General features: G+C 70.6%; 19 protein-coding genes. 7 read left to right on the top strand and 12 right to left on the bottom strand.

Annotated features, from left to right (window positions below; translation table 11 throughout):
- Positions 1-18: 18 nt before the first annotated feature.
- Both ACZ6MA_RS19830 and ACZ6MA_RS19825 read right to left on the bottom strand, forming a co-directional pair.
- Positions 19-228: a DUF397 domain-containing protein gene (locus ACZ6MA_RS19830; RefSeq protein WP_469435209.1), complete on the bottom strand. Its 210-nt coding sequence runs from the start codon at positions 226-228 to the stop codon at positions 19-21.
- Positions 228-1,073: a helix-turn-helix domain-containing protein gene (locus ACZ6MA_RS19825; protein WP_469435208.1), complete on the bottom strand. Its 846-nt coding sequence runs from the start codon at positions 1,071-1,073 to the stop codon at positions 228-230. The genes ACZ6MA_RS19830 and ACZ6MA_RS19825 overlap by 1 nt, the downstream gene beginning before the upstream one ends.
- 206 nt (positions 1,074-1,279) lie before the next feature.
- Here ACZ6MA_RS19825 and ACZ6MA_RS19820 point away from each other — a divergent pair, with 206 nt between their 5' ends.
- The 3 genes from ACZ6MA_RS19820 (at position 1,280) to ACZ6MA_RS19810 (ending at position 3,443) form a co-directional block, all read left to right on the top strand.
- Positions 1,280-1,933: an ATP-binding protein gene (locus ACZ6MA_RS19820; RefSeq protein ID WP_469435207.1), complete on the top strand. Its 654-nt coding sequence runs from the start codon at positions 1,280-1,282 to the stop codon at positions 1,931-1,933.
- Complete coding sequence (locus ACZ6MA_RS19815; protein ID WP_469435206.1) at positions 1,927-2,370, top strand: hypothetical protein; 444 nt, start codon at positions 1,927-1,929, stop codon at positions 2,368-2,370. Before ACZ6MA_RS19820 ends, ACZ6MA_RS19815 begins: the two co-directional genes overlap by 7 nt.
- 110 nt (positions 2,371-2,480) lie before the next feature.
- Entirely contained in the window at positions 2,481-3,443 is a 963-nt protein-coding gene (locus tag ACZ6MA_RS19810; RefSeq protein ID WP_469435205.1) for a NaeI family type II restriction endonuclease, read from the top strand.
- Here ACZ6MA_RS19810 and ACZ6MA_RS19805 read toward each other — a convergent pair.
- From ACZ6MA_RS19805 to ACZ6MA_RS19775, 7 genes are all read right to left on the bottom strand, one after another.
- Positions 3,437-4,555, bottom strand: a complete 1,119-nt coding sequence (locus ACZ6MA_RS19805) for a DNA cytosine methyltransferase (protein ID WP_469435204.1) — start codon at positions 4,553-4,555, stop codon at positions 3,437-3,439. The genes ACZ6MA_RS19810 and ACZ6MA_RS19805 overlap by 7 nt on opposite strands.
- 10 nt (positions 4,556-4,565) lie before the next feature.
- Entirely contained in the window at positions 4,566-5,033 is a 468-nt protein-coding gene (locus ACZ6MA_RS19800) for a very short patch repair endonuclease (RefSeq protein ID WP_469435203.1), read from the bottom strand.
- 40 nt (positions 5,034-5,073) lie between these two features.
- The gene (locus ACZ6MA_RS19795) at positions 5,074-5,964 is read right to left on the bottom strand and encodes an NgoMIV family type II restriction endonuclease (protein WP_469435202.1); all 891 of its coding nucleotides are present in this window, start codon (positions 5,962-5,964) and stop codon (positions 5,074-5,076) included.
- Between the two features lie 149 nt (positions 5,965-6,113).
- Complete coding sequence (locus tag ACZ6MA_RS19790) at positions 6,114-7,493, bottom strand: PrsW family intramembrane metalloprotease (protein ID WP_469435201.1); 1,380 nt, start codon at positions 7,491-7,493, stop codon at positions 6,114-6,116.
- Between the two features lie 200 nt (positions 7,494-7,693).
- Positions 7,694-8,479 (bottom strand): tRNA (guanosine(46)-N7)-methyltransferase TrmB, encoded by a 786-nt coding sequence (trmB, locus tag ACZ6MA_RS19785; protein WP_469435200.1) that lies wholly within the window; start codon positions 8,477-8,479, stop codon positions 7,694-7,696.
- A gap of 197 nt (positions 8,480-8,676) precedes the next feature.
- Positions 8,677-9,885 (bottom strand): L-2-hydroxyglutarate oxidase, encoded by a 1,209-nt coding sequence (lhgO, locus tag ACZ6MA_RS19780; RefSeq protein WP_469435485.1) that lies wholly within the window; start codon positions 9,883-9,885, stop codon positions 8,677-8,679.
- Positions 9,886-10,247: 362 nt separating this feature from the next.
- Complete coding sequence (locus tag ACZ6MA_RS19775) at positions 10,248-11,756, bottom strand: MFS transporter (RefSeq protein ID WP_469435199.1); 1,509 nt, start codon at positions 11,754-11,756, stop codon at positions 10,248-10,250.
- Between the two features lie 864 nt (positions 11,757-12,620).
- On the opposite strand from ACZ6MA_RS19775, the gene ACZ6MA_RS19770 reads away from it, so the two are divergent.
- Positions 12,621-14,795, top strand: a complete 2,175-nt coding sequence (locus ACZ6MA_RS19770) for an asparagine synthase-related protein (RefSeq protein ID WP_469435198.1) — start codon at positions 12,621-12,623, stop codon at positions 14,793-14,795.
- Between the two features lie 195 nt (positions 14,796-14,990).
- On the opposite strand, the gene ACZ6MA_RS19765 is transcribed toward ACZ6MA_RS19770, so the two are convergent.
- Together ACZ6MA_RS19765 and ACZ6MA_RS19760 are read right to left on the bottom strand one after the other, a co-directional pair.
- Positions 14,991-16,712 (bottom strand): sigma-70 family RNA polymerase sigma factor, encoded by a 1,722-nt coding sequence (locus tag ACZ6MA_RS19765; RefSeq protein ID WP_469435484.1) that lies wholly within the window; start codon positions 16,710-16,712, stop codon positions 14,991-14,993.
- Positions 16,713-17,517: 805 nt separating this feature from the next.
- Positions 17,518-18,255, bottom strand: a complete 738-nt coding sequence (locus ACZ6MA_RS19760; protein WP_469435197.1) for a TetR/AcrR family transcriptional regulator — start codon at positions 18,253-18,255, stop codon at positions 17,518-17,520.
- Positions 18,256-18,657: 402 nt separating this feature from the next.
- On the opposite strand from ACZ6MA_RS19760, the gene ACZ6MA_RS19755 reads away from it, so the two are divergent.
- Together ACZ6MA_RS19755 and ACZ6MA_RS19750 are read left to right on the top strand one after the other, a co-directional pair.
- Complete coding sequence (locus tag ACZ6MA_RS19755; protein WP_469435483.1) at positions 18,658-20,001, top strand: NAD(P)/FAD-dependent oxidoreductase; 1,344 nt, start codon at positions 18,658-18,660, stop codon at positions 19,999-20,001.
- Positions 20,002-20,288: 287 nt separating this feature from the next.
- Positions 20,289-22,064 (top strand): ATP-binding SpoIIE family protein phosphatase, encoded by a 1,776-nt coding sequence (locus ACZ6MA_RS19750; RefSeq protein ID WP_469435196.1) that lies wholly within the window; start codon positions 20,289-20,291, stop codon positions 22,062-22,064.
- An 83-nt stretch (positions 22,065-22,147) separates the two neighbouring features.
- Here the strand turns inward: ACZ6MA_RS19750 and ACZ6MA_RS19745 are convergent, their stop codons facing one another.
- Complete coding sequence (locus ACZ6MA_RS19745) at positions 22,148-23,479, bottom strand: MFS transporter (RefSeq protein WP_469435195.1); 1,332 nt, start codon at positions 23,477-23,479, stop codon at positions 22,148-22,150.
- Between the two features lie 156 nt (positions 23,480-23,635).
- On the opposite strand from ACZ6MA_RS19745, the gene ACZ6MA_RS19740 reads away from it, so the two are divergent.
- The gene (locus ACZ6MA_RS19740) at positions 23,636-24,184 is read left to right on the top strand and encodes a MarR family winged helix-turn-helix transcriptional regulator (protein ID WP_469435194.1); all 549 of its coding nucleotides are present in this window, start codon (positions 23,636-23,638) and stop codon (positions 24,182-24,184) included.
- Positions 24,185-24,677 lie beyond the last annotated feature (493 nt).

Below are 24,677 nucleotides of genomic sequence, written 5' to 3'. Positions count from 1 at the left end.
TCCCCAGGGGCGCGCTGCTCAGCCGAGCCGCCCGATCCGTATGGCCCCGACGAATTCCGCCCAGGCGTCGTGCGGGAAGGCGAGCACGGCGCCGCGGGGGTTCTTGGAGTCCCGTACGGCGGTGTGGACCGTTCCGACGGCGGCTTCGAGGCACTCGGACCCACTGCCGCCGCTGTACGAGGACTTCAACCATGCGAGTGTGCCCACTCTGTGATGAAGGTCGTGCATCAAAGCTCCTTGCGGACCCGCTCAATGGTCGCCATTGACGCCTCGACATCCAGCGCCTGCGCGCAGAGGTATTCGAACGCCAGCTTATAGCGCGCGAGTTCCGGTGGCTTCTCCATGAACAAGCCACCGCCGAGGATGTCCACGTAGACGACGTCGAGTGACGGGGTCGCTCCACCAAGGATCACAAAGCTGGTCCTGGCTGCGTCGTGTGCGCCCGAGGAGAACGGCAGGATCTGCACCGTCACGTGAGGCGAGTCGGCGGCTTTCACAAGGTGGCGTAGCTGCTCACGCATGGTGTCCCGATCACCCACCGTGCGTCGGATGGCGGCCTCGTCGACGACGGCCCAGATGTGCGGTGGCTCCTCGCGCGTCAGCAACTCCTGTCGTTTCATGCGGATGTCCACCATGTGCTTCACCTCCTGCTCCGTGCAGGGAACCTCCGAGGCGCGGTGCACGGCCTCCGCGTAAGCGCGTGTCTGCAACAGGCCCGGCACATACATGCAGGCGTAATGGCTCTCCCGCACGACCTCGTCCTCGAGAGTCAGCATGAGGTTCATCGACTCGGGGATGGGATCAGCCAATGAGCGCCACCACCCTTGAATTTTGGCGCCCTTGGCCAACTCCACGAGGGCCGCCCGCTCCGCTTCGGACGCGTCGTACTCGCGACAGAGCGCGTCGACGGCGGGCCACTTCACCGAGCCCTCTTTGGTCTCGTACCGACTCAGGGTGGCTTTCGAGATGCCCACGCGTGCGCCCGCCTCCTCCAAGGTGAGGCCCTTGCGCTCGCGAAGGCGGCGCAGGTCGGCGCCCAACTGACGCCTTCGGGTGGTCGGTCCAACTGCCATGATCAGAGCCCTCCGTGTGGATCGCACCGAGCCTGCATGTGCAATGCGGCGGAACACAAGGGAGTGCGCGCCGGGGCGCACACGGCTGCACCATGCTCCCGGAATCCGCTTCCGAGAGTTCCATTTTGGAACTCTCAATGCCACTCTCGGGATCTGCCCGATTACACAGCGCGCTGGAAGGCGCCGTATCGGAGGGACCGATTCACATGAACGTGCGCCCATGCCCCACGCCCTGCCCGGAGTGGGAACTCCCGTTCCTGGCCGAGCCCGAGCGAGTGGCCCCCCTACGTCGGGCTGTCCGGCTGAACCTCACCCTCTGGGGCCTACCGGCACTGATCGACGCGGCGCAGCTATGCCTCACCGAGCTCGTCACCAACGTCATCACTCACGTGGGCGTGAAGACGCCGACGTGGATCGCTGTCTCTCTGCAGGGGGCGCATCTTCGCATCGAGGTCAGAGACCCCGACGTCGGCACGTTGCCGAAGTCGTTCCGCGCGTCGGCGACAGAGGAGAACGGCCGGGGGCTGCACCTGGTTGCCGCAGTGGCGGACCGCTGGGGCGTGAGCCCCACTGACCACGGCAAGACGACGTGGTGCGAGCTGGCAACCGGGTTCGCCGAGCCGGAAGCACGCTCGGGCGATCCGAGGGACATGCGCGCCGAGGCGCTGCTCACCCTCTACGGCTCCCGCCCACTCCCCGCGTCCCGAACGTCCAGGCTCAGCCGCACCACCGCGGAGGAGGCCGCAATCGGATTGATCGCGGACCTCCTCCGCTGGCTCAGCGCGCACGACGGCGACCCGGACATGGCCCTCGACTGCGCGCAGGTGCGCTTCGAGGTGGAGCCCGGAAGTGCGTGCTGATGGAAATTGCGGACGCGGACTTGGCGGCCATCGTCGCGGATCTTGGAGAGGTGATCGCTGACTGGTCACACCCGACGGCCTTGGCGACGGTCATGGCTGCTATTCACCGGCAGGGACTCCTGGGCGACATCGAAGCCCACCAAGTTGCAGTGCCCAGTGGTGAAGCATCGAGGTTCGTGCTGGCACTTCGAGTCTCCGAAAAAGTCACCGTGTGCTCGCCGTCTCTGGACTGGTGGGAGGTCATGCCCTTGAGGGGAGCGACGCCTGCCCGGTCGATCCGGAGCGTGGCGGAACGCCTTGGAGAGCTCGGCGAACAGCTCCGAGAGGACTTCGAGACGGATGCTTGGCAGAAGATTTCGGCCGAGCTCGGGGCTGTAAGGGGCATTATCGAACGTGCCACGGTGGCACGTGAGTTGGGCTGTCAAGTACACAAGTAGACCAAAGCCTGGGCCGACGAGGCCGGTTTGGCCGGAAAGAGGGCCAACCAGCCTGGTCGGCTGGGCAGTTTTCTATGGTGTTTGTCGGAACATGATCGTAATGTGTCGCCATGGTGACACCTGACGGCATGCTATTTGACGGCTTCGAAGGACATGAGCCATCGGGTTGGCCCCCCGTGGTGGAGGCGGAAGAGGATGAGCAACTCGAACGCGTGGCGGCATGGTTCGCCGGGCAGTCGGCTGTGGAGGATCGTTTCTCTTCGGTCTTGAGGCAGTCGATCGACGAGGTACTCGACGGGCGAAGAACCGGCCGCTATGACATATGCAGTCTGGAAAAGACCGAAAAGACGTACCTGGGCACCAAGGTGGAGATCGTCTGCCGGGCCGAATTCGGCTTCCCTCGTGGATCCGAGATGGACTACCAAATATCCGGTGTGGATGTAGATGCGAAATTTTCCCTCACGGGAAACTGGATGATTCCCTCTGAAGCCATGAAGCATATATGTCTCGTCATGGCTGCAGACGACCAAAAATCATCTTTCAAGGTAGGTTTGGTTCGCATAAGGGAGGAGATATTGACGGGAGGGAAAAACAAGGACGGTAAACGCCAAATATCCTCCATTGGGAAGAAGGGTATTACTTGGCTTTTTGAGGCGGGTGAGCTGCGAGAAAATATTTTGCTCGGGCTGAGTGGAGAAAAACGAGAGCTCGTCTTTGCAGAGCCGGCTGGTCAGCGACGCGTCGATCAACTATTCAGGCAGGCGCAGGGACGTGTGATCGACCGAAATACTGTGGAGACAGTGGCAAAGCAGTTGGATGCGCCGAAACGTGTCCGCGACGCACGTCACCGCCTGGCATCGGAGGGTGTGGTCATACTGGGGCATCAGAAGGACAGCCCCGGAGTGGCCGCTTCTTTGGGGCTACCGATCCCGGAAAAGGGGTCTTGGGTGTCCGTGCGTTTGGTGCCGGCGGCCTCGGCCCAGCAAGGGGCGCAGGTTCAGCTCGATGGTTCCTGGTATGCGGTGGCGAAATCTCACGACCCGAAGTGGCCTGCGCCCGCGATCAACTATTGAGAGCTGACGATGTACGGCTTGATGTGCCTGGCGATGGCTTCGGCGAGCACAGGCGGTACCGCATTACCGATCTGCTTCGCGATTTGAATCTTCGTTCCGCACCAGTTGAATGTGTCGGGGAAGGTCTGTAGCAGTGCAGCCTCGCGGTGGGTGATGGGCCGGTCCACCCGGTAACCATCGGCACCCGCCTCCCATTGTGGATGGAGGTACTGCCCCTTCTCCGGCTTGTAGAACTCGGTCCTAATGGTCAGTGAAGGCTCGTCCCATCGCATCCGCCCCATCACGTCTGTCGTCCCGGTCGGCTTGTTCTTCCAGCACTTGGGGAGAAGATCGTAGGGAAGGTTGAAACGGCCTCCGCCAGGCGGGATGTGGGCGTAGCGAGCCAGTGACAGTTCTGTCGGCGTCCGGCCGATGTGAAGGTCCTCACTCTTGAAGACGCCCGGCACGGACTGGCCGAAGAAGGTGGCGGAGGAAGCGGGCAGGACGGTTGTCTCCGGCTTGTCGGCCAGCCCCTTGCCGTCGAAGGCGTGGCGAACCGTGCGCCAGCTCTTGAGCCCCATGGGGTTGCCCTGCCCATGGCTTGGGTCGGGCAACGGGATTCGTCCGATGCGGGAACCGATCACAATTGCGCGCTTTCGGCGCTGAGGGGCACCGAAGTCGGCTGCCAGCAGATGGCCGTGTGAAAGCTCGTAGCCCTCAAGTAGGCCTCCCTTCCGAACCTCGTCTTTGAGGAGGGCGAACTCCGAAGACTTGAGGAACCGGTCGACGTTCTCGATGACGAAGACCTCCGGGCGGGCATGGCGAACGAAGCGGATGTATTCCTTCCACAGCTTGTTGCGCGGGTCGTTCACATCTCTGGTCCCCAGGTTGGAGAAGCCCTGGCAGGGCGGCCCACCGATGATCAGGTTAGCTTTGGGGATCTCGTGATCCTCGATGCCCGCGATATCGCCCCAACGCATGTGGGACTCGCCGAAGTTCGCCGCGTAGGTTGCTGCCGCGTGGAGGTCCCACTCCACCGCCATGACCGGTTTGTAACCCTTTGCGGCGATAAAGCCCGCTGTCATGCCGCCGCAACCGGCGAACAGGTCGATCATGGAGATGTGCTTAGCCATGCCCGCAAGGTTAATCGGAGGGACTGACAGTTGTCCCTGTCGCCCGCGTGGCGGATGAGCGGCGAGCCATCACAGTGGCCTGGACGCGGTCGGCTGCCTCTTTGACGGTCTCGTGCTCCCAGATGCGAAGCGACACCCAGCCCGCCTCTGTCAGACGTCGATCGGTATCCCCGTCGCGGCGTTGGTTCCCCTCGATCTTGTCGCGCCAGAACTGATCATTGCTCTTCGGCCACGTCGCGTGTGTCGGGCACCCGTGCCAGAAGCAACCGTCGACGAACACGGCAACCCTGGCAGGGCCGAAGACGATGTCGGCTTCGCGACGCACGGTGGCCAGTGGTCGTCGGTGCACCCTGTAACGCATCCCTCTGCCGTGCAGCTCGCGGCGCAACGCCACCTCGATGCCGGTGTCCCGAGAGCGTTGGCGGCTCATGCGGCGCCTGGTGGCGTCAGTAGTCTCAAGTCGGGGGTCGGAAGGCATGACTACCGCTCTCCTCGGTGGTGCGACTGTGACGGCTCTCTCACAGTGTGGCGAGGTAGCCGCGCAGTTCGTCGTAGTCGCGCAGCCGACGCTGGTCGCGGAGCCGCCTGAACTTGTCACGGATTTCGAGCCGAGGCTTGTAAGTCGATCCGGCGCAGTATTCGTCTATGGCGTCCGAAAGGGCGGTCAGGTGCAAGTGGTAGACGCAGTCGAGATCCCCGGAGCCCCTGCCCAGGAGGGCGAGCATCGACGGACGCGGTTCCATGGTGAGGGCGGCGAAATGGGGCATCCGCCCTCGACGGAGGCTGGCCATCTTGGCTCCCTGACTACGGCAATCCTGCGCCCGATCGGTTCGGAGAGACCACTTCAGGGAGAGTCCGGCGACGAGGTGGGGGAGGACCGTGGGCGGAGCGGCCGGACTCGACGACTCCCGAGATACCGTGATGTCCAACTTCAGAAGCGACTCCTCTCCCAGGAGGTCGAGCAATTCACGGCGCCGCGACTCGGCGACTTCGAGTTCCGCCTGGATGCGGGAGAGGTGATCGTTCAGATCGGCTCGGGCTTCGGCGTCCGGGACTATGTTCACGGATTGCATCCGCAGCACGTTGACTGCACCGACCACGTCGCGGGCCATGTCCTGGCGAAGGTCGCGCACCGCACTCAAATGGGAGAACTGTTCGAACGCGGTGAAGGGCTTTTCCGGTACGACGGACAGGTGCGGCGCCTGTTCCTCCAGATAGTTCTGCAGATCCGAGGAAACCTCGTTGGCCATGACGTTTCCGATGGCCTTGTCTGCAGGTGCCTCTGAGCTTACTCCCAGCACCTCGAAAAATACTTTGCCCAGCTCGACCGATTGCTTGTCGTGTGAATCCGACGTGTTTGGCTTGCCGTCGCGATAGCCGCACAGAGACGTGGCAAACGGAGCAGGCATGAGTCCCCCCGGACTGGTGGTGTGAGCGTGATCTCAGGTCTCGAATCAGAGAATAGCCCTTTGCCGATGAACGAGTGTGCAGCCACAGCCTGTTGGTCTGATGCATGGCTGCCCAGGAGGGACGTTCCTGGGGAACAGGGTGCCCGGACTCAGCGATGCCGCCCCGCCTGCGGCGGGTAGCCCGGGTAACCGCCCGTCCAAGGCCCCGGTGGGGGTACGAACGGCATCGGGACCGTCGTCGCCGCGCTCGCCAGGGCCGGTTGGGCCACGTGCTTGCGCTGCCAGAGGTGGTGGAGCAGTTCCTGCTCGCGGGCGGTGAAGTCCGGGCCCGCCGCGCCGCGGTAGGCGCGTTGGCGGAGGAAGGCCAGGGACGTCGCGAACGCGATGTACTCGGCCACCGCCTGGGCCGCGGGCTTGCCGCCGTGGCGGCGGGCCATGTCGCGGGCTATGCCCCGGGCGCGCATGGAGGACAGCGCGATCGGCTCGGGCGGAGTGAGCCACCCGGCCGCCTGGTACGCGGGGAGGTGGGCGCGGACGGTGCGTAGCTCGTTCTGGCGGGACCAGATGGTCAGCCAGGTCAGGACGCCGAAGACCGGGACCATGAAGAGGGCGTAGACCGTGAGGAAGGCGAGGCCGCCGAGGGTGGCCGAGCCGTTCCAGACGCCGTGCAGGACCATCGCGGCCAGCAGCCCGGCGAGGGGGATGACGACGCGCAGCACGGGGCGGCGGGGGCCGAAGGTCGCGGCTATGCCGAAGCCGAGGCCCGTCATCGAGGTGAAGAGCGGGTGGGCGAACGGCGACATCAGCACGCGCATGAAGAACGTCGCCACCGTCATCGAGCCCAGCCCCGAGTGCCCGAAGCTCTGGTCGGAGGCGAAGGCGTTGCCGAGGTAGAGGATGTTCTCGGTGAACGCGAAGCCGGTGGCGGTGAGGCCGGCGATGACGACGCCGTCGACGATGCCGTTGAAGTCGCGGCGCCGGAAGACGAACAGCAGCAGGATCGCGGCCGCCTTGGCGCTCTCCTCCACCACCGGTGCGACGAAGGTGGCGCCCCAGGCGTCGGCGCGCTGGGCGACGTCAATGGTGCTCACGAGCCACTTCGTGGCGAAGGTGTTGGCCAGCAAGGCGACGAGGGTGGCCGCGCACGCGCCCCAGGCGAAGGCGAAGATCAGATTCCGCCAGGGCTTGGGTTCGACCCGGTCCATCCAGCGGAACGCCGCTATGAGCAGGGGGACGGGCAGCACGGCGAGGCCGAGGCCGACGAGGAAGCCCTCGGTCCCGGTCTGCTCGCGGACGAGCGCCAAGATGATCAGGCCGCACAGCGCGAGCAGCAGCATCACCGCCCCCGCGCGTACCGCCTTGTTGTCCCACAGGGCGCGGCGCGGCTTGTAGCGCCAGCGTGCCGGTGTGGGGACCGCGGCGAAGCTCGGCTGCTGTTCGTAGGCCGGCACCGGCCGGTCGTACGACTGCTGCCCGTAGGCCGATATGGGCCCGGGTAGCGATTGCTGAGGGGACGGGGACTCGTGCACTCGATGACCCTAACGAAGGGGTGGAGTGGGGAGCGGACGGTTTTCCGCCCGTTCCACGGCATGATCGTCTCGATCGGGCCGGTTGCCGTCCGGCGGTCGTGCCTGGCAGGGCGGGGCGTCGCGCGGCTCCTGGCCGCTCCGCCCCGCCCCGTGGATCGTCGGCCGCGGGCCACCCACAGCGGCGGGTGCGGCCGTAGCCGTCAGGCCTTGCGGCGGAACATGAGGTCGTGCACGACGTGGCCCTTGTCCAGGCCCTGGCCCTCGAACCGCGTCAGCGGACGGAACTCGGGGCGCGGGGCGAAGCCGCCGTCGGGCTGGGTGTTCTCGAAGTCGGGGCTGGCGGTGAGGACCTCGAGCATCTGCTCGGCGTACGGCTCCCAGTCGGTCGCGCAGTGCAGCAGCGCACCGGGCGCCAGACGGGTCGCGGCGAGCGCGAGGAACTCCGGCTGGATCAGACGGCGCTTGTGGTGGCGCGCCTTCGGCCACGGGTCCGGGAAGTAGACGCGGATGCCGGCGAGGGAGTCGGGGGCGAGCATCTCGCGGAGCAGGATGATCGCGTCGCCGTTCGCGACCCGGACGTTGTCCAGGCCGTTGCGCTCGGCCAGGCCGAGCAGGTTGCCCTGGCCGGGGGTGTGTACGTCGCAGGCCAGGATGCCCGTGCCGGGGTCGGCCGCCGCCATCTGGGCCGTGGCCTCGCCCATGCCGAAGCCGATCTCCAGGACGACCGGCAGCTTCGGGTCCCCGAACAGCTCGCCGAGGTCGAGGGGGCGCAGGCCGTCGATGTCCAGGCCCCATCGGGACCACAGGCGGCGCAGCGCGTCGCCCTGGCCGGTGGTCACCCGGCTGCGGCGCGGCTGGAACGAGCGGATGCGGCGTTCGTGGTGCGAGCCCGCGGGGTCGGCGGCGGGGCCGCCGGGGAACATCGGCTCGCGCCGGTCACGACCGGGCTGCGCGTCGGCTTCTGGGGAGGTGAGGTTCTCGGACACAGTGGTTCGATTCTACGGGGGGTGGGGCGGACGGCGGAAAGCACGAGGACAGGGCGCCGCAGGGGGCGGGTAGGCGGTGGGGTGGCAGGGCCTCGCCCGGCCGGGTGCCCCGGCCAGGTCCACCGTGACGGTGGGACCGAAAGACGCCTCACCCCGGCCGGGTGCCCCGGCGAGGCCACCCGGTGAACGATCACCCCTCAGCCCATCGCCGCCAGCGCCCTGCGGGCCACCTCCCGGCCGATGGGCAGCGACGCCGTCGCCGCCGGAGAGGGTGCGTTCAGCACGTGCACCATCCGGTGCGACTCCGCGAACAGGAAGTCGTCCACCAGCGTGCCGTCCCGCAGGACCGCCTGGGCCCGTACCCCCGCCGGGGCCGGTATCAGGTCGGCCTCCGTCACGTCCGGCAGCAGCCTGCGCACCTCGTTCGCGAACGCGCGCTTCGACAGCGAGCGCCGCACCTCGCCCGCGCCGTACCGCCAGTGGCGGCGGGCTATGTGCCAGGAGCCGGGGTAGGCCAGGGTCCCGGCCAGCTCGCGGGGGCGCACCGTCCCCCGCGTGTACCCCTCGCGGGCCAGGGCCGGGACCGCGTTCGGCCCCAAGTGGACGGTGCCGTCGACGCCGCGGGTCAGATGGACGCCCAGGAAGGGGAAGGCCGGGTCCGGGACGGGATAGACCAGGCCGCGCACCAGGTCCGCCCGGGAGGCGGCCAGCTCGAAGTACTCGCCCCGGAAGGGGACGATCCGCATGCCGGGGTCGTCGCCCGCCAGCCGCGCCACGCGGTCGCTGTACAGGCCCGCGCAATTGACCAGCACCCGGGCGCGCAGCACCTCGCCCGCGGCCGTGCGCACCGCGACCGCCCCGGGGCGCCGCCCGATGACCCGCACCTCGGACCCGAACCGCACCGACGCCCCGGCGTCCCCCGCCAGACCGGCGAGGCGGGCGGCCACCGCGCCGTAGTCGCACACGCCTGTCGTACCGACGTGGATGGCACCGATGCCGCGCACCCGCGGCTCGTACTCCGCTATCTGGGCGCGCCCCAGCTCCCGCACCGGGATGCCGTTCTCCCGGCCGCGCTGGGCCAGGGCGTGCAGCCTCGGCAGCTCCGCGTGGTCGGTGGCGACGATCAGTTTGCCGGTCACCTCGTGCGGCAGGTCGTACTCGGCGCAGAACTTCACCATCTCCGCCGCGCCCCGCACCGCGAACCGCGCCTTGAACGACCCCGGGCGGTAGTAGATCCCGCTGTGGATCACCCCGCTGTTGCGACCGGTCTGGTGGCGCGCCGGCCCGGACTCCTTCTCCAGCACGACGACGCTCGTGCCGGGCGCCGCCCGCGTGATCGCGTACGCCGTGGACAGCCCTACGATCCCGCCCCCGACCACCAGCACATCGCAGTCGTACGCCGTCACCACGTCACCTCCCCGCGCTCGCCGGAACAGCCGGCACGCTCCCCGGAGCAGCCGGCACCGGAATACCCGGCACCCCTCAGCGCCTCGCCCACGGTCCCCATCATGGCCTGCGCCACTGACAACGGGCCGAAACCCGAGCGGATGGAGGGGTTCCCCGATGGGGATTGCCGGGATTGCCCTTGCCTGTCCGGCGGATCTTCGGCCAGCGGCCGGTCTCGCCGCCTGCGGCGGCAGGCGCCCTGCGGGCGCGTCCTCAAACGCCGGACGGGCTTGATTCGGCTGGCCTCAGCCGTTTTCGGACCGTCCGATCCCGGAAGCCGTCGCCGCACCCGGTGCACGCCGGACGGGCCCAGGAGCCATCGTCACGCCGGTGCCACCAGCAGCGGTCGTGCCCGTTCGCGTAGTTCGACGACGCGTGGCTCGTCCCCGTACGGCTCCAGGCGGTGGAGCAGGTCCCGTACGTACTCGGTCGTTCGCGCCGAGGAGATCCGGCCCGCGACCTCCACCGCCCGTGTCCCCGCCGCGCACGCCGCGTCCAGATTGCCCGATTCCAGTTCCGCGACCGCCGAGACCACCAGCCGCAGCCCGTGCGAGCGTACGAATTCCTCGGTCGGCCTGGCCAGCGCCTGTTCGGTGAAGCGCTGCACCTGCCGGGGCATCCGCAGGTCGCGGTAGCACTCGGCGGCGTCGGCCGCGAAGCGCTCCTGGGAGTGGAAGCCCAGCCAGGGCGGGTCCGCGTCGCCGGAGCGGGCCCGCTCCAGCCAGCCCTCCGCGGCCTTGAGGGCCGCCGCGCAGGCCTGGGCGTCCCCCGCCTTCGCCTGTGCGCGCGCCTCGACGAGACGGAAGAAGCTCATCGTGCGGGCGGTCGCCAGGCCACGGTTGCGTTCCAGGGCGGCCTGGGCGAGGTCCACGCCCTCGTCGGCGAAGCCCCGGTACGTGGCCTGGAGGCTCATCGAGGCCAGCACATAGCCGCCCAGCGGTACGTCGGCGGCCGCGCGGGCCAGCCGCAGTGCCTGGATGTAGTAGCGCTGGGCGGCTTCCTGCTGGCCCGTGTCGAAGGCCATCCACCCCGCGAGCCGGGTCAGTTCGGCGGTGGCCCCGAACAGGGCGCGCCCCACCTCGTCGCTGTACGAACCCAGCAACAGGGGTGCCGCGTCCACCCGCAGGCACTCGGGCACCATCGACGAACGCCAGTCACCGCCGCCGTACTTGGAGTCCCACCGGCGGGCGTCGTCCGCCGCCTCCCGCAGCTTGGCCACGTCGCTGTGGCCCACGCGCTGCGGCAGCGCACCGTCCGAACCGCCGCCGGCATGGCCGCCACCGCCCGGGGCGCCGGTGCTTCCGGACCCGTTCGAGGACGCCTCGCCGTCCTTGGCCCCCGCCTCCCCGGCCGGGGCCTCGCGGGCGACCGAGGCGTCCGTGGGGGATATCAGCCAGCGGGACGCGGGCGTGGCGTACGCGCTGACCGCGAAGGATCCCGCCAGGCTCTGCCAAATACCCCCTCCGCCCCGCCGACCGGCGAGATCCAGCCTGTACAGCTCCGTGGCCGAGCGCACCGCCTGGCCGACATCGCGCGGGAAGGAGAGCCCGACCTCCGGGGCGGGGTCGGCGTCCGCGAGCCCGATCTCGTGCAGCGGCACCGGGCGGCCGAGCTTGCCGGCGATCGCGGCGGCGATCAGGTGCGGCGCGGCACCCTGCGGCACCATGCCCTTGGAAACCCACCTGGCGACCGACGTCTTGTCGTAGCGAAGCGTCAATCCCCGCTGCGCGCCGAGGTCGTTGACCCTGCGCGCGAGACCGGCGTTGCTGATCCCTGCGAGGGCGAGGACGGTGCCCAGCTTCTCGTTCGGCCCGCGTGGCTCCCTGGACATGCGCACCCCTCGACAACAGTGACGCCCGCCCCGGCATAGGCACGGGGCATTCGTAAACCCAGCGTAGTTCCCCGCATCCCGACCGTTAAGGGGCGATGTCCCGGATGGCGAGATTCTGGTCCGCATGTACGTGCATTGAGGGGCACGTGCTCCGGTTGTGTGTGGCCGTGCGCCTACCGTGCGCTCTGGTCCGGGCCATTGCGGAAGCGCTTCCATGGAACATGCGTGGGTTGGCCCGCTGTCCTGGATCCAGTGGGCTGGGGGAAGCCGCCGCCTCATTCCCCGCGGGCGGCGGAACGGTCCGGGAGGCGGTCAGCGCCTCCCGGACTGTGACGTTCGGGGACGTACGGGTGGAAGCACTGCGTGAGTGCGCCCCCTCGAAGCGGACGACCGGACTTTGGCCTGATTCGAGCGTATGCCCGGCCGTGACGGCTCCCGTGGCCACTCATGGCGCCCGCGCGTCGGCCCGCGGATCTCTTCGCTCTCGCGGTACGGGGCCCGTCCAACCGCACGCGCGTGTAAGGGCGTTCGGTCGCCCACGCGTGCGTGCCGAAGCGCCGGACAGGGCTCCCGTCTCCGTTCGCCTCGTCCGGGGCCGCCCCCCGGCCACCCGCTCTCGCCCACCGCGTCACCCCGGTCGGCGAACTCGGTGACGTCGGTCCCGGCGAGTGCCGGTCGCGCATGGCAGCATGAACGGCGCATGCGTGCCATGAGCGGCGGCGTGAGGCGCTACTTCACCCCGCTATCAGGCGAGTTGGGGGATGGAACGCGACCGGTGTGTTGCCTGTTTCGATGTCGCAACCAGTGGCCCACTGTGCATGATGACTGCTGTCGATTGGTTGTCCACAGCCTGTGGAGGCGGCAATGCGCTGGTTGGTGGGGTGGAGCAGCACCGCCGCCGGGGCCGGTCCGCGCCCCGCCGCGTACGTCGGCACCGGACCTCCCGGCCTTGATCATCCCAGCCGCTCCGGGCACCCCGACGACCCGGGTACGCCCATGGTCCACCCCGTCGGCGCCCAACTGCTGTGGGGCGACCCCGGCCCCCTGTGGGCCGTGGGCGACTGGAGACCCGACGAGGTACGCGTCATCCGGGACGACCCGGCCACCCGCCTCGCCGTCCTGGGCCGTTGCGGCGCGAGCGACGAGGAACTGCGCGTCGGTCTGCTCGCCGCCCGAGGCGGCGCCCTGCGACACCTCACCGCCTGGCCCGGCAGCTACACCGCCGTCGCCCAGGTCGGCCGGCGCGTCACCATCGCCGGGGACCTGGCCGGCGCCCGGCCCGTCTTCCACACCGCCTGGGCCGGCGGCACGGCCTACGCCACCGCCGCCCTGCCTCTCGCCGACCTCATCGAAGCCCAGCTCGACGTCGGCCACCTCGCCGCCCTGCTCGCCCTCCCCGACTCCCCGGAGGCGCTGGGCGACAGCACCCCCTACCGGGGGGTCCGCCGCGTACCGCCCGGCCACGCGCTGGTGCTGCGCGACGGCGCCCGGGACATCTCCGGCTACGAACCCATGGCCTCGCTCGCCGTCGCCGCCCCCCAACTCGCCGCGGGCCAGGCCGTCGAGGGCGTACGGGACGCCCTCGTCGAGGCCGTACGGACCCGGCTCGCCGCCCCCCGTCACGCCCCCGAGCACGGCCTCGCGGACCTCGACCCCGGCCCCGTACCCGGCATGGGGCCCGCCCAGCGGCGCGCCGCGCGCGGCGCCCCGGCCGCCGGGATCGGCGCCGACCTCTCCGGCGGCAGCGCCTCCGCGACGCTCGCCCTGCTCGCCGCCGGGCTGCCCGGCATGCCCGGCACGCCCCCGGGCCTCGGTGCGGACGCGGGCGAGCGGCTGCTCGCCGTCACCTTCAACGACCTCACCGCCGAAGCCGGCCGCGCGCGCGAGGCCGAACTCGCCCGCGCCCACGCCATCGCCGCCGATCCCCGGCTCCGCCACGTCGTCGTCGCGGCGGGCACCGAGGCCCTCCCGTACGCCGATCTGCACAGCGGCCCGCTCACCGACGAACCCGGCCCCGCCCTCGTCACCGCCGAGCGGCACCGGCACCGGCTGGCCGCGGGCAGCGCGGACCACCTCGTCGGCCACGGCGCCCGCCAGGTGCTGGACGCACACCCCGCCCGGCTTGCCGATCTGCTGATGGACCGGCGGCGGCGCCACCTCCTGAAACCCGTCTCGGCCCTGGCCCGCGCCGGCGGGGCCGGCACGCAGTCCCTCTTCGTGCCCTTCACCGTCTACCGCGCCGCCCGCCGACTGGCCCGCACCTCCTACCGCGAGGGCCTGGAGGAGATCGCCGGACGGCTGCTGCGCCCCGGCTTCACCGGGCGGCACCAGGCCGACGAGGCGGCCACGAGCGGCGCCGTCGACGCCTCGCTGGCCGCCCTCACCTGGTGCCGGCCCGGGCCCGCCGCGCGCTGGCTCACCGGCGAGGCACTCGCCGAAGTATCGGTTCGCCTCCAGGCTGCCGCGGTCCGGCCGACAGGACTGCTGCAACGCCCCGGCGAACGCCGCGCCGCCGCCGCACTCGCCCGACACGCCGCCGACCACCGCGTCCTCGAACAGGCCGCCGAGATCCGTGGCCAGCGCCTCCACGCCCCCTTCCTCGACAACCAGGTCGTCCGGGCCTGCCGCGCGCTTCCCGAAGCCCTCCGGGTGCGGCCGGGGGCACGCGCCGCGGTCCTGCGCGCGGTCCTCGCGGACTCCGGCATCCGCGAACTGCCGCCCGGCTGGGGCGCCACCTCGCACGCCGCCCACGCGGCGGCGGCCCGGGCAGGCCTCAGGGCATCGGTGGAGCCACTGCTGGAACTCTTCACCGCACCCCTGCTCGCCGACGCCGGCCTGATCGAGGCCGGGGCCGTACGGACCGCACTGCGCGCGGCGGCCGAGGGCGCGGCACTGCCACTGGACGGCCTGGCCGAGCTGGTCTCGACGGAGATCTGGCTACGCCGGCTGCTCGCGCGCCGCGGCACCTGCTGGACGGGATCGGCGGCACCCCGGCAGCGGGCGGTGGCGGGCGGCGTGGTGCCGCGCCCCAGCCTGTGAGTCGGGGCCGCGGGGTCGAGCGCGCGTGCCGCGCCCCACGGGCTGGTTTTCGCTGACCTCAGCCAGAACCAGCCCGTCCGGCGATTGAGGACACAGCACAGCAGCCCGTCCGGCGTTTGAGGACACCACCGCGCAGCGGTGCGTTGCGGGACGACACGCCCCGCAACGCCCACCCACAAGATCCGCCGGACAGGCCTAGGCGCAGCTGATCCGCGCCTGCGCCCAGTCCGCGACCGCCACCCGGGCGGTGGGGGACTGCGGCTGGACGACCAGCCGGATGGTCCGGTGGCCCGACAGCGGCGCGTGGACCGGCACCGCCGCGTCCCCGCCCCGCACCACCCCCGAACTCCACAGCCGCAGGCCGTCCGCGTAGACCGAGAACCGGACGGCGCCGAGGCCGAGCGTCATGTCGTCCACGCCCACCATGGCGTCGTACGACGCACAGGAACGGTTCAGGTCGATGGTGACCGACGACGCCGCGTGCACGCTCACCCCGTGTCGGTACGTCGTGCCGCCGATCCGCATCCCGTAGCGCTGCCACAGCCAGCCGCTCTCCAGGAGCCGCACCTCCGGCTTCGAACCGTCACCGACACCGCGGTAGGTGAGCTGGTTGACCTGGTAGACGGCCGGAGGAAGAGGCACCGGTGGACTCGGCGCCGACGGTGGCGGAGACGTGGGTGAGGGGCGCGGCGGCGGGCTGGGCGCCGGCGAAGGGGACTTCGGCTTCGGCTTCGGTTTCGGCGCGAGCGGCGGGGCCGAGCGCGTCGGTGGGAGGACCACGGGCTTCGGTGCGGCGGCCAGCGGCTTCGGATCCGGCGGGGGAGGCGAGGACGGGGAGGGCGAAGGCGTCGGTGTCGGCTGCGGAGCGGGTGCCACGGGGGCGGCCGACGCCTTGGCGCGCGGCTTCTCCGGCGGCGCGGGAGCACTGCCCGTCAGGGCGTACGCGACGACGGCACCCGCCGCGGCCACCGCGCCGGCGGCGATGCCGATCTTCGCGGGAACGCCCAGCCCCTCGCTCGCGGCCGCGCCCCCCGCGCCACCGCCCGCGCCGGAACCCGCCGCACCCCCGCTCGCGGCTGTCGCCACCCCCGCGCCCGCGGCCGTGCCGGCCCCGGCGGCACCCACCGCCAGCCCGGCGACGGCCTTGACCGTGTACCCGGCGGCGAACCACCCGATGACCGCGACCGGCAGCAGCGTGCGCAGCCCTTCGTTGACGTCCGCGACCTCCAAGGCCGCAGTACGGCACTTCGCGCAGTCCTCCAGGTGCTTGCGCAGGCCCCGCTCGGCCCGCAGCCGCAGGCCCCCGCGCGCGAACGCACCGAGCCGGTCGGCGTACCGGGCGCAATCACCGCCCGAGGTCAGCTGCGTGCTCACATGGGCCTGCAGATAGGCCTGCTTCAGGCCCTCGCGCGCCCGGTGGGCGAGCACCGCCGTCGCGTTCGCGGTCAGCCCGAGGAGCGGGGCGACCTGGCTCGGCGACTCCTCCTCGACCGTGGTGTGCCACAGCACCGTCTGCCAGCGCGCCGGCAGGCTGCGGAACGCCTGCACGGCCATGGACGCATCGGCCTCCCGCATGGCCCGTACCTCCGCGCCCAGGTCGAGCGTGTCGTCGTCCGCCGCCACGGACGTCCGGACCGCCGACGAGGCGAAGACCGCGAAGTCCTCGACCAGCTGCTCCCGCTTGGCGGTCTTCCCCCAGGCCGCGGCGACCCGCCGGACGGTCGTCAGCAGATACGCGCGCACCGCCGTCTCCGGACCCGCGCCGCCCCGGACCGCCTGCAACGTACTGGTGAAGACCTCGTTGGTGAGGTCCTCGGCGGTGTGATCGTCACGGCAGCAACTGCGGGCGTACCGCCGGATCGCGCCCGCGTGCCGACGGTAGAGCTCCTCGTACGCGTCGCTGTCACCGGCGTGCATGCGCGCCACCAACTCGGTGTCCGACGGCGGGACGGCATCGTCGCCGTCATGCGCACCGGGCTCCCCGACGCCGCCACCGGAGCCTGCCCCGGGGCCATGGCCCGCAGGAGCATCCGAAGTGCCGTCCGCGGAGGCGTCAGGTCGATCGCCGTCCTGATGGACGTCGCCCCGCCCGGCCGGACCGCGACGTCCACCACCGAGCCCCGGAACACCACGCGAGGGCGCCCGGTGCGACGGGACGCCACGGGATCGGCCCCGAGAGCTGTGACCGACGGACCGACCCTCGCGACCGGAAGCACCCGGGCCGGGAGCGTCCGATGCGGGAGCGTCCGGGCCGGGAACAGCGGGCCCAGGCGCAGCGGGTCCAGAAGGGTCGGGAACGGAAGCAGCGGAGCCCGGAACGCTTTGGGCAGCGGCGGACGGGCCGCGCTGGCTGGGCACCTGACGCGTCGCCAGCTCCGACGCGTGCTCGTCGCCGTGAGGATCATCCCGCTCGTCAACGCCCATAGCGGAGGCTCCCGTACACGCAGGCACATCCGAACATCGGGCCAGCGTGGCACACGGCTCACCGCGGCGACCCCGCCCGGACCGGCAACCACTCGTCCGGGGCGGGTTCGCACACAGGACCACTGGCCGTCACTCGAACGAGGAAGGCTTGGGCGCTGCGCTCAGCCCGTCCGGCGCTTGAGGACACTCCACAGCAGCCCGTCCGGCGCTCGGCGACGCCACCGCTCAGCGATCACATCGCACTCGGCGTAACCGTCCCGGGCCGACCCGGACAGGCGTCGGCCCGGGAGCCGGAGAGTTACCCGACGGCCGGACGGGACCGGAGTCCCTCCAGCAGGATGTCCAGCAGCCGCGAGGACGCCGCGGCCTGCTGCGCCGCGTCCGGCAGCGAAGGAGCCGCCGTGGCTATGACCAGCAGGACGTCCGCGACCGTCACATCCGCCCGCAGCTCACCCGCCGCCCGCGCCCGGTCGACCAGTCGGCCGACGACCTCCAGCAGCGCCGCCGCACCCGAGTCTTCCCGCTCCTCGACCACGACCGGCCGCTGCTCCACCAGCCGCAGCTCGTGCAACTGCCCCCCGGTGGCGCCCGGCTGACGCTGCTGCGGAACCCGTGCCACGGGCTCCTCGGCCTCCACGTCGACGCCGACCCGCAGCACCTGCGGCGGCAGCAGCCGCCCGGCGCCCGAGGCCACCGACGTGCGCAGGAACCGGGACAGCGCCGACCACGGCTCGTCCTCCTGGCCCAAGGCCGTCCGCGCCTGCTCGGTCAGCCGCGCCGTCTCCTCCTCGGCTATCCGCCGTACGAGGACGTCCTTGCTGGGGAACCGGCGGTAGACCGTCCCCACACCCACCCGGGCCCGGCGCGCCACGTCTTCCATCGGCGCCCCGTACCCCAGCTCGCCGAAGACCTCGCGAGCCGCCCGCAGAACATGTTCGAGATTGCGCTGAGCGTCCACACGCAACGGCGTGTTGCGGCCGCCATTGCCGTCCGGCGTCGCGACAGCAGCCGACCAATGAGAGCTCTGAATGTGCATAAGACTTCCCCCGGTTATGACGTCTCCCCCCGGAGACTCCCCGCCCTGACTGCCGGGGCACGTCTCGACACCCCGACGGAGTACGAACATAGTTGAGCCCCGGTCAAGAAAGAAGGGGGTAGTTCCGCACAGGCCACCCCCATTTGGAGTACGGCCCCCATCCCCGTCGATTCTGCACCACTGCGGCACCCCACCGCATCCCCCCTGACCTGGGCACTTTCCCCACGGAATGCGTCACTCCCGCTGGAAGGATCAGCTCCGCGACCGGTCACACAATCGGTAGGGCCTGTGGACAAACGCCCGTCGACAGTGCGTCATGGGAAGGAGCTGTGCTCGGCCGGGGGCACCCGGCACCCCGGCCGGACGACCCTCGGGCCGGGCCACACGCGAGGAGGGGCCTTGGTGAAGGAACCGGCGCGCATTCTGGTTGTCGGCGGCGGCTACGTAGGGATGTACACCGCGCTGCGCCTCCAGCGAAAGCTCAAACGGGGCGAGGCGACGATCATGGTGCTCGACCCCGAGCCGTACATGACCTACCAGCCGTTCCTCCCCGAAGCCGCGGCCGGCTCCATCTCGCCACGGCACGTCGTGGTGCCCCTGCGCCGCACCCTGGCCAAGTGCCAGGTCGTCGTCGGCGAGGCCACCGCCATCGACCACGCCAAGCGCACCGCGACCATCAAGACGCTCGCGACCCACGAGGAGGGCACCGGAGCCGTCGAAGTCCACTACGACGAGCTGATCCTCGCCCCGGGCTCCGTCTCCCGCACCCTCCCGGTCCCCGGCCTCGCCGAATTCGGCATCGGCTTCAAGACCGTCGAGGAAGCCATCGGCCTGCGCAACCACGTGCTCGAACAGCTGGACATCGCCTCCTCCACCCGCGACCCCGCCGTCCGCGACGCCGCCCTGACCTTCGTCTTCGTCGGCGGCGGCTACGCGGGCGTGGAAGCGCTCGCCGAGCTGGAGGACATGGCCCGCTACGCCGCCCGGTACTACCACAACCTCGATCCCGACGATCTGAAATTCATCCTGGTCGAGGCCACCGGCCGGATCCTCCCCGAAGTCGGCGAGGAGATGGGCAAATACGCCGTCCGCGAGCTACGCGCCCGCAATATCGACGTACGCCTCGACACCCGCCTCGACTCCTGCGAGGACCGCGTCGCCCGGCTCAGCGACGGCTCCCGCTTCCCCACCCGCACCCTCGTGTGGACCGCCGGCGTCAAACCGCACCCGATCCTCGCCGCCACCGACCTGCCCCTCAACCAACGCGGCCGGCTCAAGTGCACCGCCGCCCTCCAGGTGGACGGCGCCGAGCACGCCTGGGCCGCGGGCGACGCGGCGGCCGTCCCGGACCTCACCGCCGAGGAAACCGGCACCGAATGCGCGCCCAACGCCCAGCACGCCGTCCGCCAGGCGAAGGTCCTCGCCCGCAACGTGCTCGCCTCCCTGCGCGGCGAACCGCTCCTGGAATACCGGCACAAGTACGTCGGCTCCGTGGCCTCCCTGGGCCTCCACAAGGGCGTCGCCCACGTCTACGGCAAGAAGCTCAAGGGCTACCCCGCCTGGTTCATGCACCGCGCCTACCACCTCAGCCGGGTGCCCACCTTCAACCGCAAGGCGCGTGTCCTCGCCGAATGGACCCTCGCGGGCCTCTTCAAACGTGAGATCGTCTCGCTCGGCTCGCTGGAACACCCCCGTGCCGAATTCGAACTCGCCGCGGGCACCGGACGCCATCCGGAGGCGAGTTGAGCCGCCCCGCACCGCCTCGAACGAAGCCGGGAACTCCCCCTCCGGGCGCGACGTCGCACGGATGTCAGTCCGGTCGGCCACACTGGTCATGTGACCATGGGTGGGCTCGTACCTGCGAAGAGTGACAAGCATGAGGATTCGGACGTTTGCTGCCTTACCTCGGGGGCCGGCCCCCGCACCGCCAATCGCAGCCCCGTGCCGGGCGTGCGGCTCCGCCGACGGCTGAGCCGCACCACGCCGCAGAGCCGGCCGAGCTGGTCCGGAACGACTCCGCGAGGTAATCCTCAGTGAACTTCACCCGCTGGAGCGCCCGGCTCCCCGGAACGCAGCGCCGAGCCGCAGCGCGCACCGACCGCACCACCGCGCCCTCGGCGACCCCGGCCGCCACGACCGGCGCCGGCGCCGTGCCCGCCGCCCGCGCCGAGACCACCCCGGCCGGCGCGCCCCCGCCCGGCAGCCCCGTCCCCACGCTCGACGGGCTCTCCGTCCACGACATCCTCGGCCAGGTCCCGGCCCTCGTCGCCCTCGTGCACGGCCCCGACCACCGCGTCGCCTACGTGAACACCGCCTACGCGGCCCTCTTCGGCCCCCGCACCACGGGCGCACCCGCCCGCGAGGCCCTCCCCGAGCTTGCCGGACTCGGCCTGCTCCCCCTCATGGACCAGGTCCTACGCAGCGGCAAACCCCGCACGGTCAAGTCCCGCCGCGTCGCCGCCGACGGCACCGTCAACCCCGGTGCCGACACGCCCACCGGCACCGAACCGGAACCCGGCCCGCGCCCCCGCCACGGCTACTACACGTTCACCTGTTCCCCGATCGAAATCGGCACCCGCGACGCCGCCCACGGCTCCGACGGCACCGAAGCCACCCAGCCGGGCGTTCTCGTCTTCGCCGCCGACGTCACCGACCAGGTCGAAGCCGCCGAGCGGCTGCGCGCCAGCGAACGCCGGCAGCGCGAGGCCGCCGTCACCCTCCAGCGCAGCCTGCTCCCCCAGGAACTCGAACAGCCCGACGACCTCCGCGTCGCCGCCACCTACCAACCCGGCGGCAAGGACGCCGCCGTCGGCGGCGACTGGTACGACGTCATCACCCTCGGCGCGGGCCGCACCGCCCTCGTCATCGGGGACGTCATGGGCCGCGGCGTCCGCGCCGCCGCCGTCATGGGCCAGCTCCGCACGGCCGTCCGCGCCTACGCCCGGCTCGATCTGCCGCCCCACGAGGTCCTGCAACTGCTCGACGGCCTCGCCACCGAGATCGACCCCAGCCAGATCGCCACCTGCGTCTACGCCGTCCACGACCCCAACGAGGGCCGCCTCGTCTACGCCTCCGCCGGGCATCTGCCCATCCTCGTCCGCGACCCCGACGGCACCGTCCACCGCGCCGCCGAGCCCACCGGGCCCCCACTGGGCACCGGCGGCTGGCTGCACACCTCGGGCACCGTGCCCCTCAGCCCCGGCTCCAGCGCCGTGCTCTATACGGACGGCCTCGTCGAGCGGCGCGACGAGGACATCTACGACGGCGTCGAAGCTCTGGAGCGCGCCTTCTCCGGCGCCACCGGCTCACCCCAGGTCATGTGCGACCGGCTCATCCGCGCCCTCGGAGTGACCGCCGACCACGACGACGACGTCGCCGTCCTCGTCCTCCAGCACCCCGCCCGTACCGGCCACGACGCCGAGCTGTTCCACAACGCCGCGCTGGAGCTGCTCGGCGGCGTCGAGGCCGCCCCACGCGCGCGTGCCTTCGCCTCGGGCGTCCTGGCCAGCTGGCGTTTCCCCACCGAGCTGCGCGACCTGGGCGTCCTGGCGGCGAGCGAACTCGTCGCCAATTCCCTCCAGCACGGCACACCCCCGATGCGGCTCCGCATGCGCCGCACCGACCGCCGGCTGATCATCGAGGTCACCGACGGCGACGATCACCTCCCACGCCGCCGTCGAGCCGAACCCGCCGACGAGGCGGGCCGGGGAATCTCGATCGTCGCCACCATCGCCTCCTCCTGGGGCTCCCGCCGCACACCCGGCGGCGGCAAGGCCGTCTGGTGCGAGTTCGCCCTCCCCGCGAGCTGACGAGCGAGCGGGCACGACAAAACGCCCGTGGCCCCCGGGACGTCGAGTCCCAGGGGCCACAGGCGCCGTACGAATGAAGAGCCCTACGCGGACACGGCCACCCGCTCCGCCACGGCGGCGCCCTCACCGGGCTCACCGGCCACAGCACCCTCGGGTGCCTTGGAGCGCGCCACGATGATCCCCCGCAGGGGGTTGTCCTGCGCCGGGGTGAGCCGACGGCCCAGCCGCAGCGCCAGCATGCTGATCCCCAACGAGCACACGACCAGCATCGCTATATAGGTGACGTACATCCCCGCACCGGCCATCAGACCGCCCACGGCAGGGCCAACCGCCAGCGCCAACTGCTTCACCAGGGCGAAGGCCGAGTTGTACTGACCGACCAGCCGCCCCGGCGCCAGGTCCGCCACCAGCGGAGCCATCGTCGGCGACAGCATCGACTCCCCTATACCGAAGAGCGCATACGTCGAGATCAGCAGCGCGGTCGCGACCCCGTGCGCCCCCGGCACCAGCCCGGAGACCCCGGCCGCGATCCAGGCCACCGTCCAGATGACGCCCACCAGCGCGATGACCCGGCTGCGCCGCTTTCCTTCGACCATCTTGAGCACGACGAACTGCGCGAGCACGATGGCCGCCGTGTTCGCCGCGAGGGCGATGCCCAGCATCGCCGGCGAGATCCGGGTGACCTCCACCGCGAAGGCGGCGAGCCCCGACTCGAACTGTCCGTAGCAAGCGAAGAACATCACGAAGCCCAGCACACACAGCTGCACCATGGCCCGGTCCCCGATCAGGGCCCGCCAGCCGCCCTTGGCCGACTCGTCCGTCGGCACGGCGTCCTCGACCTTGGGCGCCTTCGGCAGCCGTACGGTCGCCACCACGGCACCCAGCACCAGGAACATCACCGACTCGATCGCGAAGAGCCGCACGAAGCTCGACGGGTCCGACGTGTCCACCAGCTGCCCGCCCAGCAGACCGCCGACACCGAGCCCGAGGTTATTCAGGAAGAACTGCGTCGCGAAGGCCCGCGACCGGGTGGTCGGCGTCGAACACCAGACGATCATCGTGGCCAGCGCGGGCTGGACCACCGCGATGCCCGCACCGAGCGCCGCGGCAGCGGCGACGACGAGCGGCTCACTGTCCGCGAGGCCGAGCCCCATCGAGCCGACGGCGGCGGAGACCGTACCGGCGACGACCACGGGCAGCGGACCGCGCCGGTCGATGACCCGACCGACGAAGGGCAGCACGACGAGCGCGGCCACGGCGAACGTCGCGAGCACGATGCCTGCTGTGCTCGCGCCGAGGTTCCGCACCTGAGACACATAGATGAACAGGAACGGGACAGTGAAGCCGTTGCCGAACGCGCTCAGCGCGTTCCCCAGCTGGATCCGACGCAGCGCGGCGCCCATCGCGGTGGTCACACTCACCTACCTAGGTCGAGAGAAGGGAAAGTACTGCCGAAGCAGAGGAGTCCGAGGCGGACAGTCCAAGCCTCAAGACTTCAACTCTAAACTTCGAAGCTAAACAGTACACATCAAAGGGCTTTAACAGCAACCCCTCGTGTCATACTGCGGCTCATGGCTGACACCTCCGGCGCCCCCGAGCCGAGCCTCGACGAACAGATCGCCGCCTACCAGCGCGAGTTCCAGGACCTGGATCCGCAGGTGGAAAAGGTGGTCTCGGCCCTGAGCCGCCTCAACCGGCGGATGAACGTCGCGTACGGGCGCCAGACGGCCGAGCTGGGCATCAGCAACGCCGAGTGGGAGGTCCTCAAGGCCCTCGTGCTCGCCGGCGACCCCTACCGCATGGGCCCCGGCGACCTCGCGAAGCGCCTCGGCCTCACCCCGGCCGCGATGACGCACCGGATCGACCGGATGGTGGCGGAGGGACTCGTCACCCGTGAGCGCGACGAGAACAACCGGGTCCGCGTCATCGTCGGCATCACGGAAGAGGGACGCGGTAAGTGGCTGGAGGCCATGCGGATGGCCACGGTCTTCGAGGAGGACCTGCTCCAGGACCTTTCCGGCGAGGAACGCGGCCGGCTCGGCGAGATGCTGACCCGACTGCTCCGCCGCGTGGAACAGGCCCAGCCGGACGCCCTCGGCCGGCTCAGCGATCTCGACTGAGAGGCCCTACGGGAGGCGGCCGGACCGGGGTTGACACGGGTCGGGCCGATACGTAATGTTCTCCGGGTTGCCACGGGGCCGTAACGGTTCTGCGGCAACCACTCACGCCTGACTGGCGGCAATCTCTACTGCACGGCCCTTGAACGGGATCGATTTCGGCATGCCGGAATTCGGGACCGGGTTCCGATTAGGAACCGCCGGGGGAATCCGGTAAAGTAGTGATCACGCCGAAAGGCGCGAAACAAATCCCCGCCGACGGGGAATCGGAAACGAATTCGAGCCGGGAACGGCACGGAAAAGGATCTGATAGAGTCGGAGCCGCCGGAAAGCGAAAGCGAAACGGTGGGACCCCGCTCCAGCAGGGGGCCAGGGCCGGAAACGGATCTGGTAAGGTTGGAAACACGAAATACCGAAGGGAAGCGCCCGGAGGAAAGCCCGAGAGGGTGAGTACAAAGGAAGCGTCCGTTCCTTGAGAACTCAACAGCGTGCCAAA

Source organism: Streptomyces sp. NPDC042259, from assembly GCF_055582085.1.
The sequence above is the reverse complement of the archived record's forward strand: the minus strand, read 5'-3'. Positions and strand labels throughout refer to the sequence as shown.

Bases quoted from the DNA above. Each gene is read 5' to 3' on its own strand.
- ACZ6MA_RS19830 (WP_469435209.1), bottom strand. From the start codon at position 228: ATGCACGACCTTCATCACAGAGTGGGCACACTCGCATGGTTGAAGTCC.
- ACZ6MA_RS19825 (WP_469435208.1), bottom strand. From the start codon at position 1,073: ATGGCAGTTGGACCGACCACCCGAAGGCGTCAGTTGGGCGCCGACCTG.
- ACZ6MA_RS19820 (WP_469435207.1), top strand. From the start codon at position 1,280: ATGAACGTGCGCCCATGCCCCACGCCCTGCCCGGAGTGGGAACTCCCG.
- ACZ6MA_RS19810 (WP_469435205.1), top strand. From the start codon at position 2,481: ATGGTGACACCTGACGGCATGCTATTTGACGGCTTCGAAGGACATGAG.
- ACZ6MA_RS19805 (WP_469435204.1), bottom strand. From the start codon at position 4,555: ATGGCTAAGCACATCTCCATGATCGACCTGTTCGCCGGTTGCGGCGGC.
- ACZ6MA_RS19800 (WP_469435203.1), bottom strand. From the start codon at position 5,033: ATGCCTTCCGACCCCCGACTTGAGACTACTGACGCCACCAGGCGCCGC.
- ACZ6MA_RS19795 (WP_469435202.1), bottom strand. From the start codon at position 5,964: ATGCCTGCTCCGTTTGCCACGTCTCTGTGCGGCTATCGCGACGGCAAG.
- ACZ6MA_RS19775 (WP_469435199.1), bottom strand. From the start codon at position 11,756: ATGTCCAGGGAGCCACGCGGGCCGAACGAGAAGCTGGGCACCGTCCTC.
- ACZ6MA_RS19770 (WP_469435198.1), top strand. From the start codon at position 12,621: ATGCGCTGGTTGGTGGGGTGGAGCAGCACCGCCGCCGGGGCCGGTCCG.
- ACZ6MA_RS19765 (WP_469435484.1), bottom strand. From the start codon at position 16,712: ATGCACGCCGGTGACAGCGACGCGTACGAGGAGCTCTACCGTCGGCAC.
- ACZ6MA_RS19760 (WP_469435197.1), bottom strand. From the start codon at position 18,255: ATGCACATTCAGAGCTCTCATTGGTCGGCTGCTGTCGCGACGCCGGAC.
- ACZ6MA_RS19740 (WP_469435194.1), top strand. From the start codon at position 23,636: ATGGCTGACACCTCCGGCGCCCCCGAGCCGAGCCTCGACGAACAGATC.